Origin of the sequence: Methylacidiphilum kamchatkense Kam1, assembly GCF_007475525.1 — a bacterium.
Taxonomy (GTDB): Bacteria; Verrucomicrobiota; Verrucomicrobiia; order Methylacidiphilales; family Methylacidiphilaceae; genus Methylacidiphilum; species Methylacidiphilum kamchatkense.
This window is the reverse complement of sequence record NZ_CP037899.1, coordinates 1061969-1075475: the sequence shown is the minus strand read 5'-3', so window position 1 is coordinate 1075475 and position 13507 is coordinate 1061969. Positions and strand designations below refer to the sequence as shown.

Here is a 13507-nt window from a genome sequence, read left to right as displayed (position 1 = left end):
AAAATAACTATACTAAACTTAATTCTTTTCACAATAAAGCACGCTATATAATGTAGATTGATTGTTTGAAAATACTATTAGTTGTGTACTATAAAAAAAAGAAAAAAATAATAAACTTTTAAGCCATCTCATTTAAAAATATTGGCATGGATTTTGCTTATTATTTTTCGATGAAAAATCCTTCTTCTACTGTCATTATAGATCGAAGTCGTCCCAAAATGGAAGCATTTATTTTTTTAGGGATCTTGGCTGCAATTCTATTAATAGCCATGGGAATTGTTTTTACACATAAACAAAGCCCAGCGGCAGCCACTCAAGCACCTTCTCCACCTCCAACGCTGGAACAACGCGTTGCAGGCCTGGAAGCCTATATCACCAATTCTGACCCCTCGGGAAGCAAGATTGCGGGAAGTTCAGGACCGGGACACAATGCTTGGCTTCTGACTTCTACTGCGCTGGTCCTTTTTATGACCCTTCCGGGTCTGGCTCTTTTTTATGGAGGACTTGTGCGGTCAAAAAACATTCTTTCAGTGCTTGCTCAATGCTTGGGTATTACAGGGCTTGTAACTGTACTTTGGTGGGCAATCGGGTATAGTCTTGTTTTTGGAACGAATTTTTCAGGTAGTCCACTTGGTTATTTTCTTGGTGGTACGGAATATTTCTTCCTTAAAGGAGTCGACTCAGCCCCGAATACAAACTATTCCTTCTGGGTCTCTCAAAATGTCTACTGCATGTTTCAAATGATGTTTGCGGTTATTACTCCAGCTTTAATCATGGGAGGCATTGCAGAACGGATGAAGTATTCAGCTGTTTTAATTTTTATAACATTATGGATGCTTTTGGTCTATTTTCCTCAAGCTCACATGGTTTGGGGAGCAAGCGGCATGATGAATGGGGTATTTAACTCTGGCGCAAAGATTCCTGCTATTGATTTTGCTGGAGGAACAGTGGTCCATATGACTTCAGGATGGTCAGCATTGATCCTGGCTCTATTGCTTGGCAAAAGAAAGGGATTTGGAACAGAACCTATAATTCCTAATAACATGACCTACTGTATGGTCGGAGCAGCCATCCTTTGGATTGGATGGTATGGATTTAATGCGGGTAGTGCAGTGGCAGCGGATGGGATTGCTGCCAACGCCTTTATGACTACTACACTTGCCACGGCGGTAGCTTCTCTTACTTGGCCTATGCTTGAATATACCCTAAAGGGAACACCTACAGTTCTTGGGTTTTCTACGGGAGCGGTAGCTGGTCTGGTGGCTATCACTCCAGCCTGCGGTTTTGTTAATAGCACAGGGGCAGTGATAATTGGACTGGCCGCAGGGATCATTCCTTATTTTGCCTGCTCAGTTATTAAACCCCTTTTAAAATACGATGACGCACTCGATGCTTTCGGGGTTCATGGAGTCGGAGGTATGCTTGGAGCGTTTTTAACGGGAGTCTTTGTCGATCCTACTGTAAATGCCAATTTGTTAAGTGAAGCAGTGGCAAAGAAAAATGGTCTGGCAGCAAGCATCACAAGTGGTACTTTGTGGATAGCTCAGTTAAAAGCAATATTGATCACTATTGTTATTGCTACTCTGGCTTCTGTTATCATTGGTTTTGTTGTAAAAGCTCTTGTCGGATTACGAGTTGATGAAGAAGTAGAAGCTCAAGGGCTTGATATTTCTGAGCATGGGGAACAAGGCTATTCAATCTGATATCCTACCTACCTCCTCTTTGTAAAAGTAAAAAGGGCTTCATAGGGAATGCATGAAGCCCTTTTGCGTCTTTTTTATTCGGTATGCTTTCCGATATATCGCAACCTATATCAAAAAGTGATTAACATGGAAGCCTAACAATTTTCCATAAAAGAGACTAATAGCGTAGGCTCCTTGTTTTTTAGCCTATTGTATGAAAACCAAACTTGCCCAAGATTAAGAAGATAAGGAATCTTTCAATCAGTTTACTTTTGTGTTCTCTGCAATTGATCCTCTGTTTCCAATTTCCGTAGGGAGCATGTCGGTTCGTTCCGCATCGAGTATAAGTTCACAACGCTAATGTACTTTTAGCATATTGTGAATTTTGATCCATGCCCTCAAATCTAAAATTTGAGGGCATGGTAGCACCCGAAAAAAAAATGATTGCCAACAAGTAATCGAATAGGCTAATTCTTTATTTTATAATTTACAAAACGCAATTTTTAACAAGAAAGGAATGATATGCCTAGATATGTTATTGAAAGAGAGATTCCTGGGGCAGGCAATTTATCGAATGAAGAGCTTGCCAAAATATCCGCCAAATCCTGTTCGATTTTAGATAAAATGGGCCCACAAATTCAATGGATAGAAAGTTACGTTACTGGAGATAAAATCTATTGTATTTATATTGCTCCAGATGAAAAAACCATTCGAGAACATGCAGCTCAAGGAGGATTTCCTGCCAATCGAATTGCAGAGATTAAAAATATTATATCCCCCTTTACTGCTCAACATAAATAACATCTATTACTTTAATGCCAGCTTTGTTACTTGATCAATGCCCTTATTATTTAAAACAAAATAAGGGCATTTTTTCTCTATTGCTTTTTTCGAAAAATCTTTTTGGATATTTGAAGAAGATTTCTTATTATCGAGGGACAATTCGGCAAGCTCTCTTACCTTGACTTTCCCTTCTGGAACTTCCACCTTTTCTGCCCCCATAATTGGAAGGATTGTGAGTCGATACCCTTTAGTCGTAAGCATCATATCAGCTCTTGCAAACTCCCCTCCAAAAATCACAACAAAAATAGCAGCAAGGAGAAAAGATAAATTAATTTTTCTTTTCATAGTATCCATAATAAAAGGGGAAAATAGATTTCCTTCAACTATTAAAAATAGTAAAAGGTATCATTTTATAATCCCTTTTCAATTGGATAGCCTTTCCTAATCCAGTCTTGAGCAAAATCATGAGGAATAAATAGAACTTTAAGATTTGTGAATTCCTTTTGTTTAAGAGCATTAAATGCTGGCCGAATATTGGGACACTGATTCCATGGACAGCATCCGCAATAAAGAACAATCTGTTGATTCTTGGAAAGCCCAGAGACTTTTTTCTCTAAACTAGCAATCCCCTCTTTGTCTTTTCCTGAACCAACATAAATCGATCCTGGGATATGACTAGCTTTGTAAAGAAAAGAAAAACCCACATGGAAAATAACAAGATCTTTTTTTTCGTTGCCTTTTCTCAAAGCTTCAACAAGTTCTTGTGGAGTAATAACTTCATCCCTCTTCCAAGGGTCTTGGGGGTTGATCTCAATTTCTTCACTTTCCTTATCAAGGGCAGTAAAATCGATTTTTGAGTTTTGCCCTCGGCCAAAGGAGCTGAAGAAAAAAAGGAAAACAATCAACCAGACTAGAGCTTTCCATTCCTTCTTTGTATTCAACTTGCTTTCTTTCCTTTGTTATTCTTATTCTCAATGGGCTTGATTTTCAAGCAGCTACCAGTTAAAAAAAATTATGGCCGCTAAGTGGTTGTTCCTTTCTATTGTCTTCTTTACTTTTTACATAAACAAAGGATTGTCTATGAAGTTGTCTTCACCTGATTTTGAAAATGGTCAGCCATTACCTTCTTTCTGTGCTTATGGTGCTGAAAATAAATCTCCAGAATTGAAATTGGAAGATGTTCCACAAAACACAAAGTCCTTAGCACTCATTATGGATGATCCTGATGCTCCACGAGGAACTTGGGTACATTGGGTATTATGGAATATACCACCTGATGTCCATACGATAAAAAAGGGACAAACACCTGATGGCGCTGTCCCAGGCAGAAACGATTTTGGTAACACCAGATACGACGGTCCCGCTCCCCCATCTGGAGTTCATCGATATTATTTTCGGGTTTATGCGCTCGATCAAACATTGAATTTACCGAAAGGATCCACCAAAAGCGATCTACTAAAAAAAATCCATGGTCATGTGCTTGCTTCTGCAGAGCTAATGGGGACTTTTGCTGCATCTAGATAATCGATCTATACAAAAAAAACCCGCTGCAATGAATGCCTGGAATAAAATAATAGTCCTTTTCTTTGTCTTTTTATGCTTGTTATGGATAGAAAAGACCCATGCCATACTCATCAGCGAAAACATGAGTCCTCAGAAAATCACGATTGATCTTCAAAAACTTCCAAAACCTGTTGTCCAGGGTTCAAACAACTGGCCTCAAATTGTTCCACCACCTGCTAAAGCCACTCTTCATCTTCCTCCTGGATTCAAAGTAAATATTTATGCTAAGGATTTAGATAATCCTCGATGGCTTGCCCTAACGCCTACAGGAGATGTTCTTGTCGCTGAATCTTACTCAAGCCGAATCATGCTGCTTGAAGACAACGACAAAGATGGCGTTGTAGATAAAATTTCAATTTTTGCTGATATTTCTAATGGTCTCCACTTACCTTTTGGAATGGTCTTTTCGAAGGATTCTTTTTATGTTGCCAACACCGATGGTGTGCTTGTCTTTCCTTACAAAGAAGGGCAAAAAAAACTAGAAGGAAGAGGGAGAAAGATTCTTTCTCTGCCAGGGAGTGGCAATCATTGGAGTCGGACTTTAGCTTTGTCTCCAGATGGACAAGTTCTTTTTGTTACGGTAGGTTCAAAAACCAATGTGGATGAAGATCCTCCTCCGAGGGCATCCATAGTAGCCTTAAAAATAAAATCAAACAGCTCAGAGATATATGCCAGAGGTTTAAGAAACCCGGTGGGGCTTGCCTTTTATCCTCATAGCTCGGATCTTTATGTTACAGTAAACGAAAGAGATTGGCTTGGTGATGATCTTGTGCCTGATTATCTAACACGAGTCGAGAAAGGGGAATTTTATGGATGGCCTTATTGCTACTTAAGCCCTGAATTCATCGATCCACGTTGGAAAAATAGAATTGAAGGAACGAAAGCAAAGGAGCTTATACAATCAACAAAAACTCCTGATGTTCTCTTTCAAAGTCATTCTGCAGCTCTTGGGTTAGCCTTTCCTCCCCCTGATTCTAACTTGCCAGAACATTACAAAAATGGGGCCTTTGTGGCTTTTCATGGCTCCTGGAATAGAAAGCAGGCGACTGGATATAAGATTGTTTTTGTTCCTTTTGGAGAAAACCATCGGCCAAAAGGATATTATGAAGATTTTTTGACTGGCTTTTTGCTTAATCCTTATCCTTCCAAAACCTGGGGAAGACCATGCGGACTATTATTCTTGCCAGATGGAAGTCTTCTTTTAGCTGATGATGGGAATAATATCATTTACCGGATTTTCTATGCGCAATAACCATCCCCTCCAAATGGGTAGAATATTTTTCATTTTGTATTATAACATTTTATCTAAGGCTGCGAGGGAGAAGGAATCTTAGCCTGCTGTTCTTTTTGCATCCTTTCCAATCCATTCTCAATAGCTTTATTCTCTACAACTTGTCTTTGAGTCCTTTCAAAAAGATGGGTCAGATGTGGAGCAAAAAACAGCAATATAAACGCTAGAACAACAAGTAATGCTTTTACTATTTTCATTTTATAAATGTATTAAAATAAGGAAATATGTCAATACATGTAAGATCATCACACTTTTTTGGAAAAGCTATTTATAATTGTTGGGTCTTGGAAAATTTGTTGACTGGGTGGCAAAAAATTTTTCCCCTGAAAAACCTCCTCCTTGTAGCATCGAAAAGCTTTGTTGCTTTCTATCCTTTATCCAATATTTCTTAGAAGATTTTGTAAAATGCATCAGTAAAAATTAGTGCTTAGGACGAAAAACCGTGTTTGAACAAAATTTCTTAGGAATCCCTTCCCAAAGCCTAATTCCTCCTAAAAATGCAAATTGATTGCTACCCAATAATGTATTTGAAGGCAAATCAGTAAGAAATTTGGAATTTCCTCCCCCTACGACTATATAATCGACTTGGAGCATATATCGGAAAAGCTCAATCACTTTAAGGACATGTCGATTCCATTTTCTATGACCTAATTCTTTTAATCCTTCTGTACTCACATATTCCTCTACCGTTTTGCCTTTGCGATAGGGACAAGCTTGAAGTTCAAGAGGCTGTAGAGTACCTTTAACAATAAGAGCTGATCCAAGTCCTGTCCCAAGGCCTAAAAATAGCATAGCTCCTCCCCAATAACATCCTAATGCCTGCATTCGCCGCATCATTAATTACTTTGCAAGGTAACCCAAAAGCAGCTGTAAAATCATAATTTTTCCAACCTAACCCCAAATGTTTTGGCTCTTCTATTGGTTTGTTTTCTTTGACTGGCCCTGGAAAACCGATGGCAATCTTTGAATATTTTTTTTTCAAAATATCTTCCTGGACTGCTTCGATAAGTTTTTTAGGCGTAAAATCTTTCCCTGAAGGTATTTTTTTCACGTCATCTACTTCTGAACAATAGACCTTGACATTATGCCCCCCAATGTCGATTACGAGAAGGTCTTTCCCCTTAGAAAATTCTGAACTTATAGAAGAATTGAACAAGGATTGAGGGCTATCAAAAGGTGTGCTTTCAATCGATTTTTTCTGGATCATCTTTTTTATAAAATATAAACTATGATAATCCGCTATTAGTTCTCTCTATCTATCATTTTTCCATTTCTTCCCATATAAGATCTTTCTCTTCATGAAAAATTACTGAAAATACAAGACATAATATTTTTTCTACATATTATATATTTTTCCAATTCAAAAGGTTTGCTTTTTAAGAGTCACAAAATAAAGCTAAAAAAATCATATTTTTTCATTGCCATCGAAAAAGAATGTAAATAAGTGTGCAATTCCTTTCCTATTGAAGAGCCTCTATGACCGCATGGGTTCTGACAGGCATATTGCTCGGCTACGACAAAAAGCTGCCTATGGCACTATCCATTAAATGCATAGCTAAAAGAAAAATTTTTAGTTCAGGATATAGCAGTTGAATCTAGAGGGAAGAATCAATGAAGAAGCGTCTGCTTTCTTCCAGATCGATAGGGCACTATGGTGATTGCGTTGTTGCAACTCAAGATCATCTAAAAATCTTTACCTTCTCTTAAAAATTATATCGGATGCCTCCAAGGGCCATGTTGAAAGACTGAGGATATTTTATTAACATGGTATTTCCATTGATCATTTGATAGGAAAATTCCGTTTCTTTTATCCAAAGAATTTTATATTCAATAAAAGCAGTCCAATGATCGGTAAAATTGTATTGTACTCCAGCAAGTCCTTGCCCTACAAATGCTCCTTGAGAGTAGCTATGACCGGAAAGATAATTTATTCCACCTGGAGCAATAAAGTTAGTTCCTGAAGAATCGAGATAAGCCCCACCAATACCTCCTCCTATATAGGGAACAATCTTAGTAGGATTTACAAATCGAATCACACCATCAAAAACAAAGATGCCCATATTTAATTGAGAATTAAAACCATACGGAGTGTTAGTCATGGTGGTGCCTGCAACTCCTCCTACTAAAGTAGAAGAAATATTTTCTTGACCTATATAAAAAGCTTCAAATTGAGCAGCCGGTTGAAGCCAATAATCGCCATGAGAATCTAGCTTGTAGGAAGAAAAGTTATAACCAACTTGAATTCCTCCTACTCCAGCAGTATCTCCATGTGTTTTTCCACCAGCAGAAAACAAGGGTGGAGAATTCAAAGCACTAATTCCATTACTCATTGGGAAGGCAGCACCTCCAAAAATACCGAAATAAATTCCAGTTTTAGGACCCAAGACTTCTTCCTTACTTATTTCTTTTGGATTTTTTATTTCATTTCCTTCTTTCTGGGATGGAGCTTGAGAAGCTGTATCTTGTTGAGAAGAAGTATTCTCAGCGTCACCTTCGGCTCTAACCTGAGTATCTGCAGAAACGGTAGAGGCACTATTATTTAAGCTTGCTGAAGAAGCATCATTTACCGTCTGATTTTCCTGAGTTGTAACTGGCGGATTAGTATCCACAACAGGTATTTCTTGTCCATAAAGTGAAAAACCAAGAAAACAAAAAGGTAAAAGACTTAGGCACAGTTTCCATAAGAAAGTTCGCCAGAGATAGCGATTTGTCTTACAATTATAAAAAAAAGGATTCATTTTAACCTCTTGTGATCGTTCTTCCTCATTTTTACTCTTAGCTAAAATTATTACTACTCTCCTATTATAAAAAGCAAATTCCAGACCTTCTTATTCCCGTCTATTTTTTTATTTTAAAGCCCATCCTCCGCTTCCTTTTTTTAACAAAATCAATAATTCCTTGCACGTTACATTTTTGTTACAATTCCATTGCTCAGGACTCTTGATTCTATAAGCAAAGGAGCCATTTTTTCTTTTTTTAGCCTAAATATTCTGATATTTAAAAAAACTTCATGGATGGAAAAAGTTAATCTTTGGTTTGAAAAATAAATAGTTTCTAAAGAGCGAAGCAATTTTTTTCTCCCCTGTTCGGCCAATGAAATGAGCAACTGTTTTGTTGCGATCAACTGGATCCATCTTAGCGCAATGCAGAGGTGAGTAGATGGGCTTTAGCATCAATACATTACAAATCACCAACATTGATACAGGGAGGAAGACATCAACGACAAAAAGTAATACAAGATTAGACAAAAAACCAAGGAGCTCTGTTGCAGGATCTTTTTTTTTCAGAATCCCTGAAAAGGTGGAGAAGTTAATTTTGGCGGCAGGTGTGTAAGCAAGAAAGGACCGTAGACCAAAGCAATTAAAATAAAAGAGAGTAAAACCCAATAAGAGAGTTTATCGAGTATCAGTTGCCACCCTGATGGAGCAGCCCCAAGGTAGGTTTCAGTAAAGGGCAAATCCCCTGTGCTTTCCATTTTTTTGCCTTGCATCAAAGTAAAGAAAATAACGAGAAAGAAAAGCACACAGCCAATGAACATAATGGTCCCACCAATTCCAGTCAGCGCACCGGCCAGTTTCCAGCCCGGTAAAGGCTCATAATTGATAATAGCTAAAGCAGTTCTTCTTGGCATACCCAGTATTCCACCAGAAATCTCGCCTCGTGCAAAAATCAATATACCAAGAAAATACACCCACGGCTGCCATTTTGCGATTTTTTCTAATACTAACTTCCTCCCTGTTAAATAAGGAATAAGCCAATAAGCGATTCCAAAGTAAGAAAGAGTAACGGCCGAACCAAGGGTAAGGTGGAAATGCCCAGGAACAAAAGTCGTATTGTGGACCAGAAGATTCATATTATAGCTAGCATTCATGATTCCAGTTATTCCTCCAGGCAAAAAAGCGATCATGGCCAAGACCTGAGCGCTCACAGCAGGGTTGGTCCATGGCAGTTTTAAGAACCAACCAAGTATCCCCTTTCCTCCATTGGCTCTGCCTCCAATTTCTAAGGCATACATGATAGAAAATGCGGTAAGGAGACTAGGGAAAGCTATCCCAAAGGTGAGGAATAGGACGGCAATCTTATAGTAATTACCTACCCCTGGATCAGTATATTGATGGTGGAATCCTACAGGTACCAGGACCACAAACATAATAAAGGCAATTCGAGCAAGAGAGTCACTGAAGAGCTTACCACCAACCATCCTGGGAATGAAGATGTACCATGAAACATAAGCAGGAAGTAACCAATAGTAGACGATCTGATGGCCCGTATACCAAAAGAGTACTCGGCTCAAAAGTGGATCAGAACCTGGAAGGAGATTCAAAGACCAAGGGAGCAAAAGGAAAAGATCCTCACTTGCTGCGCCCAAAGAAGAAATATCCCACATGATATAGGTCATTATTGAAACATAAGCCATGAGAGGAATCCTCTCTCCTTTATGTTCCTTTCTCCATTCTGCTAGAGCCCATAGTTGGGCAGCGGAAATAATCCAAGTACTAACTACCGCTAGCGCAATTCCAAAATAAAATGCCCAATGGGCTCGTAACGGCGGATAGAAAGTATAAAGCACACTGGCCTTGCCAAGAAATATAGGAATTCCAGCAAACACTGTTCCCAACACCAATAATACAAAAGACAAAGCAAGTAATTTTGAGTTTAGGTTCCTGCCTAAAGCTCTAGCCGTGGTCAAAGAAAGCCATCCATTGGCTTCAGCAAAAGTGAATATAAAAGCATTAAGCACTCCATGGGCTGTCAACCCTTCATAATAGGTTTTCATCCCAGGCAAAAACGTAAAAAGGCTAATCCCTGCATAATTCAATCCTTGGACAAAACCCTGAAAAACCCCAAAGGCTAGCGCAGCGAAACCAAAAAGGATAAACCATAAGATCCAGCGGCGGTTTGCAGGGGAAAGTTCAAAATGTTTTGGGTCTTGGACCACTTCAGTTTGGGCTTGAACAATAGCGCTCATCTTTGCTTTTCTAGTGTTATTTTACAGTAATAGTTCCAGTCATGAGATGGTGCAGGGTACCACAGTACTCATGACAAATAATTCGATAAACTCCAGCTTTATCAAATTTGTGCCTAAGGATAGAAACCTGTCCAGGTAAAAGCATCATATTCACATCTGTATTAGGAATGAAAAAACCATGATCGATATCCAAACTAGTCCCATAGAAGGTAACATCAGCCCCTAGGGGAAGTTCTATTGAAGGAGGATTAAACATCCAGGCTTGTCCGAGCACCACGACTTTATATTTTCCAGGAGCCACTTCCTGAACTCCTGGCTGATCAAATGGTGGGGTTCGCATAGTTGCCGAAGCCAAAGCCTCTCCAGGATTTGGAACGATCTGACCAACATCAGTAGGAACCCTAACAGCCAAAATTACCGAGGCATAAATAAGAGCTACTATGAAAGCCAAAAGTATGCCTACTGCAAGCCAGACATAAATTTTTTCTAGTTTTTCCATCTAAACTACCTCCTTCCGACCATTTCAAAAAACATGAAAAGCCACATCCCAACAAGAATGGCAAGATAGAGGATCAAAACAAAAAGAGTTCCAACAGGAGGAGGAATTTTTTTTTCTGGGGCTACTTGCTGTTGCTTTGGTTTTAGTTGAGCCTCGCTCATACATTTTCTCCTTTTTAAAAATCAACTTTCGATCTCTTTTGAGAGCAAACAACGAAGCTGCCTAGAAAAAAATCCAGCCACCACAAAAAAAACCATAAGCCAGATCAATGCATACAAGCCATCCATGGGTTTCCCCATCCCCTCAAGAAAAATATTTAAAGAGCCCCATCCTAAAAATGAAATTAAACTAAGAGCAAAAAAATAAAATAGAACAATCCCCGTCAACCCCGTTTGACATTCATATTGTCCAGATAAAGCTGTCTCTTGATCTGTCATGATATGTCCTCTGTATTCTAAAATAAAAAATTATAAGTTCTATTCTTTTAGGATAAAGTATTTAACAAAAAAAACAATAGAGAAGAAATCTCTAAAAACTGACACTATTTTTCCCCTATGCTTAGCATAGTGGAAAATATGGAGATGCAATAAAATGTGTTTTTTTCTCTAACTTCATTGAAAGGATGACTTATCAAGAAATCGACAGAAAAGAAGAGGGAGCAAAAAGTGCTCTCTATTTGTAGGTAGCAATAAATACGGAAATCCTGTTGTCGATTTCTTCTTCTTAGCCTTGTCTAAAAGCCTTACATCCTATTTTGTTCAAGAATAATGGTGTTTAGTAGCAAGAGTGTGGTCAAGCCCAAAAAACCTATTCGGTATGTTTAGTTTTACCAACTTGGGCTCTACGAAAGGTCTTTTAACTTTTCTTTTTTGATTCTCCAGGCCGATAATCTTCTTCTGCTTTGCTGAATGCATCTTCTAAAGATCCAAGCTCTTCAGCTGGCCTACTAAACTCCATCTTTTCTCTTTCTTTTTCAAGCTGTTCAGGGGTATAATGAAGTGCTTTAATAGAAAGACCAATGCGACGTTCCTCTTTATCAATTTTAATTATTCTAGCACTCACCTCTTGACCAACCTTCAGCACGTCCTTCACTTTAGCTACCCGATCCGCACTTATCTGAGAGATATGTACTAGTCCATCGATTTCATCAGCAAGTTGAATAAATGCACCAAAACTAGCAATTTTACTCACTTTTCCGCTAACTATTTCTCCTACCTTGTATTTCTTTTCAATTTCTTTCCATGGATCTTCTGTCAACTGCTTGATTCCAAGAAGGATTTTCTGATTGGTTTTATCAATCTCTAGCACCTTTGCTTCTATTTCTTCCCCTTTTTTAAGGACTTCTGAAGGATGGTTGATTTTTCTTGTCCATGACAAGTCATTGACATGAATGAAACCATCTAAAGCATTTTCCAATTCAACATAGGCACCATAAGCTGAAAAGTTCTTCACTTTACCTTTGACGATGGTACCAGGAGGATAAAGTTCAGAGGCTTTATCCCATGGATTTACTTCCAAAGCCTTTAGACTTAAAGAAAGCTTCTGTTCTGCCTTGTTTATATCAAGCACCATCGCTTCTACTTCTTGCCCCATAGAAAGGACTTCACTTGGTTTTGTTATCTTTTGTGTCCATGATATTTCTGAAATATGCACCAACCCTTCAATTCCAGGTTCAAGTTCTATAAAGGCTCCATAAGGAGCAAGATTGACTACTTTCCCTTTGACCTTTGTGCCTACAGGATATTTTTCCTCTATATTTTCCCAGGGATTTGGCGTTTTCTGTTTTAGTCCAAGAGAAACCCTTTCCTTTTCTCTATCCACATCGATGACAACCACCTCGATTTCTTGACCTACTTTAAGAATTTCAGAAGGGTGATTGATACGACCCCAGCTCATATCTGTAATATGGATAAGCCCATCAATGCCATCCAAATCAATAAAAGCTCCAAAATCCGTAACGTTTTTGACTACTCCTTTTACAAGATCCCCAACATGGACTTTTTCCAAAAATTGAAGTCTTTTTTGATTTCTCTCTGCTTCTACGATTTCTCTTCTTGATAAAACGACATTCTTTCTTTCTTCGCTAATTTTGACGATTTTGCAGGTTAAAGTAGCTCCTTCATATTCCTTCAAATTTTTGGGCGGGACTACATCGATCTGAGAAGCAGGCAAAAAGGCCTCCACTCCAATGTTCAACATTAATCCTCCTTTAACAACCTGTTTAACTTTTCCAGTAATCGTCCCACCTTCTTCAAATGTTTTTAAGATCTTATCCCAATTCTGTTTCTGTGCTGCTTTTTGCCTAGAAAGGACAACCATCCCCTCTTCATTTTCCAAGCTCTCCAATAAAACTTCTATTTCTTGTCCAACCTGTATCGATTCAGGCTCTTCAAATTCGCTTAGGGGAATGATACCTTCGGACTTGTAGCCAATATCTACAACCACTTCCTTAGAATTTTTGTCTACAACCCTTCCTTTGACAATGCTACCTTCTACAAAATCAGGAATCGACGCTAAAGTCATTTCTGCCATTTTTATCCTCTCTTATTATAACTTTTGTAACTTTTCCTTTTTTCAATGCTCCTTAAAAAAAATGTCTCTTATTAGAAAAAAATTAGGAATAAAGAAAAAATCAAGAGCTGTCACGGTTAGGCTAGATCTCAAGAGAATGGATCTACCTTTTTTTCTTTTATACATTTGTCACAGCCACATGAACCACT

The 13507-nt window shown here is 38.4% G+C and carries 15 protein-coding genes; 4 read left to right on the top strand and 11 right to left on the bottom strand.

Annotation, left to right across the window (positions count from 1 at the left end; all coding sequences use genetic code 11):
* Nucleotides 1-146: 146 nt before the first annotated feature.
* Nucleotides 147-1703 carry an ammonium transporter gene (locus tag kam1_RS05055; protein ID WP_235277353.1) on the top strand — a complete coding sequence of 519 codons (1557 nt, stop codon included), beginning with the start codon at nucleotides 147-149 and terminating at the stop codon, nucleotides 1701-1703.
* Between the two features lie 501 nt (nucleotides 1704-2204).
* Nucleotides 2205-2483 (top strand): DUF4242 domain-containing protein, encoded by a 279-nt coding sequence (locus tag kam1_RS05050; RefSeq protein ID WP_039721625.1) that lies wholly within the window; start codon nucleotides 2205-2207, stop codon nucleotides 2481-2483.
* A gap of 6 nt (nucleotides 2484-2489) precedes the next feature.
* On the opposite strand, the gene kam1_RS05045 is transcribed toward kam1_RS05050, so the two are convergent.
* Both kam1_RS05045 and kam1_RS05040 read right to left on the bottom strand, forming a co-directional pair.
* Complete coding sequence (locus kam1_RS05045; protein WP_039721626.1) at nucleotides 2490-2810, bottom strand: hypothetical protein; 321 nt, start codon at nucleotides 2808-2810, stop codon at nucleotides 2490-2492.
* 65 nt (nucleotides 2811-2875) lie between these two features.
* Nucleotides 2876-3406, bottom strand: a complete 531-nt coding sequence (locus kam1_RS05040; protein WP_039721627.1) for a rhodanese-like domain-containing protein — start codon at nucleotides 3404-3406, stop codon at nucleotides 2876-2878.
* A 139-nt stretch (nucleotides 3407-3545) separates the two neighbouring features.
* On the opposite strand from kam1_RS05040, the gene kam1_RS05035 reads away from it, so the two are divergent.
* Together kam1_RS05035 and kam1_RS05030 are read left to right on the top strand one after the other, a co-directional pair.
* Nucleotides 3546-3989 carry a YbhB/YbcL family Raf kinase inhibitor-like protein gene (locus tag kam1_RS05035; RefSeq protein ID WP_039721739.1) on the top strand — a complete coding sequence of 148 codons (444 nt, stop codon included), beginning with the start codon at nucleotides 3546-3548 and terminating at the stop codon, nucleotides 3987-3989.
* Between the two features lie 28 nt (nucleotides 3990-4017).
* Nucleotides 4018-5280 (top strand): PQQ-dependent sugar dehydrogenase, encoded by a 1263-nt coding sequence (locus tag kam1_RS05030; protein WP_039721628.1) that lies wholly within the window; start codon nucleotides 4018-4020, stop codon nucleotides 5278-5280.
* A 53-nt stretch (nucleotides 5281-5333) separates the two neighbouring features.
* Here kam1_RS05030 and kam1_RS05025 read toward each other — a convergent pair whose 3' ends face one another.
* The 9 genes from kam1_RS05025 to kam1_RS04995 all read right to left on the bottom strand — a co-directional run bounded on the left by kam1_RS05025 (nucleotide 5334) and on the right by kam1_RS04995 (nucleotide 13319).
* Nucleotides 5334-5516 carry a hypothetical protein gene (locus kam1_RS05025; protein WP_009058665.1) on the bottom strand — a complete coding sequence of 61 codons (183 nt, stop codon included), beginning with the start codon at nucleotides 5514-5516 and terminating at the stop codon, nucleotides 5334-5336.
* 223 nt (nucleotides 5517-5739) lie between these two features.
* A complete protein-coding gene (locus kam1_RS10225) occupies nucleotides 5740-6111 on the bottom strand; it encodes a hypothetical protein (RefSeq protein ID WP_200885780.1) in 372 nt (123 codons plus the stop codon).
* The gene (locus tag kam1_RS10220) at nucleotides 6062-6526 is read right to left on the bottom strand and encodes an ROK family protein (protein WP_200885781.1); all 465 of its coding nucleotides are present in this window, start codon (nucleotides 6524-6526) and stop codon (nucleotides 6062-6064) included. The genes kam1_RS10225 and kam1_RS10220 overlap by 50 nt, the downstream gene beginning before the upstream one ends.
* Nucleotides 6527-7022: 496 nt before the next feature.
* Nucleotides 7023-7928 carry an outer membrane protein gene (locus kam1_RS05015; protein ID WP_235277355.1) on the bottom strand — a complete coding sequence of 302 codons (906 nt, stop codon included), beginning with the start codon at nucleotides 7926-7928 and terminating at the stop codon, nucleotides 7023-7025.
* A gap of 674 nt (nucleotides 7929-8602) precedes the next feature.
* Nucleotides 8603-10288, bottom strand: coding sequence for a cbb3-type cytochrome c oxidase subunit I (locus kam1_RS05010; protein WP_039721631.1), 1686 nt, complete (start codon nucleotides 10286-10288; stop codon nucleotides 8603-8605).
* 16 nt (nucleotides 10289-10304) lie between these two features.
* A complete protein-coding gene (locus kam1_RS05005) occupies nucleotides 10305-10787 on the bottom strand; it encodes a cytochrome c oxidase subunit II (RefSeq protein WP_039721632.1) in 483 nt (160 codons plus the stop codon).
* Between the two features lie 5 nt (nucleotides 10788-10792).
* Complete coding sequence (locus kam1_RS10120; protein ID WP_172616757.1) at nucleotides 10793-10948, bottom strand: hypothetical protein; 156 nt, start codon at nucleotides 10946-10948, stop codon at nucleotides 10793-10795.
* A gap of 21 nt (nucleotides 10949-10969) precedes the next feature.
* Complete coding sequence (locus tag kam1_RS05000; RefSeq protein ID WP_143958290.1) at nucleotides 10970-11224, bottom strand: hypothetical protein; 255 nt, start codon at nucleotides 11222-11224, stop codon at nucleotides 10970-10972.
* 418 nt (nucleotides 11225-11642) lie between these two features.
* Nucleotides 11643-13319: a 30S ribosomal protein S1 gene (locus kam1_RS04995; protein ID WP_039721633.1), complete on the bottom strand. Its 1677-nt coding sequence runs from the start codon at nucleotides 13317-13319 to the stop codon at nucleotides 11643-11645.
* Nucleotides 13320-13507 lie beyond the last annotated feature (188 nt).

What these genes read in the sequence shown, in the direction of transcription:
- kam1_RS05055 (WP_235277353.1), top strand. Translation starts at nt 147, where the DNA reads ATGGATTTTGCTTATTATTTTTCGATGAAAAATCCTTCTTCTACTGTC.
- kam1_RS05050 (WP_039721625.1), top strand. Translation starts at nt 2,205, where the DNA reads ATGCCTAGATATGTTATTGAAAGAGAGATTCCTGGGGCAGGCAATTTA.
- kam1_RS05045 (WP_039721626.1), bottom strand. Translation starts at nt 2,810, where the DNA reads ATGAAAAGAAAAATTAATTTATCTTTTCTCCTTGCTGCTATTTTTGTT.
- kam1_RS05035 (WP_039721739.1), top strand. Translation starts at nt 3,546, where the DNA reads ATGAAGTTGTCTTCACCTGATTTTGAAAATGGTCAGCCATTACCTTCT.
- kam1_RS05030 (WP_039721628.1), top strand. Translation starts at nt 4,018, where the DNA reads ATGAATGCCTGGAATAAAATAATAGTCCTTTTCTTTGTCTTTTTATGC.
- kam1_RS05025 (WP_009058665.1), bottom strand. Translation starts at nt 5,516, where the DNA reads ATGAAAATAGTAAAAGCATTACTTGTTGTTCTAGCGTTTATATTGCTG.
- kam1_RS10225 (WP_200885780.1), bottom strand. Translation starts at nt 6,111, where the DNA reads ATGCTATTTTTAGGCCTTGGGACAGGACTTGGATCAGCTCTTATTGTT.
- kam1_RS10220 (WP_200885781.1), bottom strand. Translation starts at nt 6,526, where the DNA reads ATGATCCAGAAAAAATCGATTGAAAGCACACCTTTTGATAGCCCTCAA.
- kam1_RS05010 (WP_039721631.1), bottom strand. Translation starts at nt 10,288, where the DNA reads ATGAGCGCTATTGTTCAAGCCCAAACTGAAGTGGTCCAAGACCCAAAA.
- kam1_RS05005 (WP_039721632.1), bottom strand. Translation starts at nt 10,787, where the DNA reads ATGGAAAAACTAGAAAAAATTTATGTCTGGCTTGCAGTAGGCATACTT.
- kam1_RS10120 (WP_172616757.1), bottom strand. Translation starts at nt 10,948, where the DNA reads ATGAGCGAGGCTCAACTAAAACCAAAGCAACAGCAAGTAGCCCCAGAA.
- kam1_RS05000 (WP_143958290.1), bottom strand. Translation starts at nt 11,224, where the DNA reads ATGACAGATCAAGAGACAGCTTTATCTGGACAATATGAATGTCAAACG.
- kam1_RS04995 (WP_039721633.1), bottom strand. Translation starts at nt 13,319, where the DNA reads ATGGCAGAAATGACTTTAGCGTCGATTCCTGATTTTGTAGAAGGTAGC.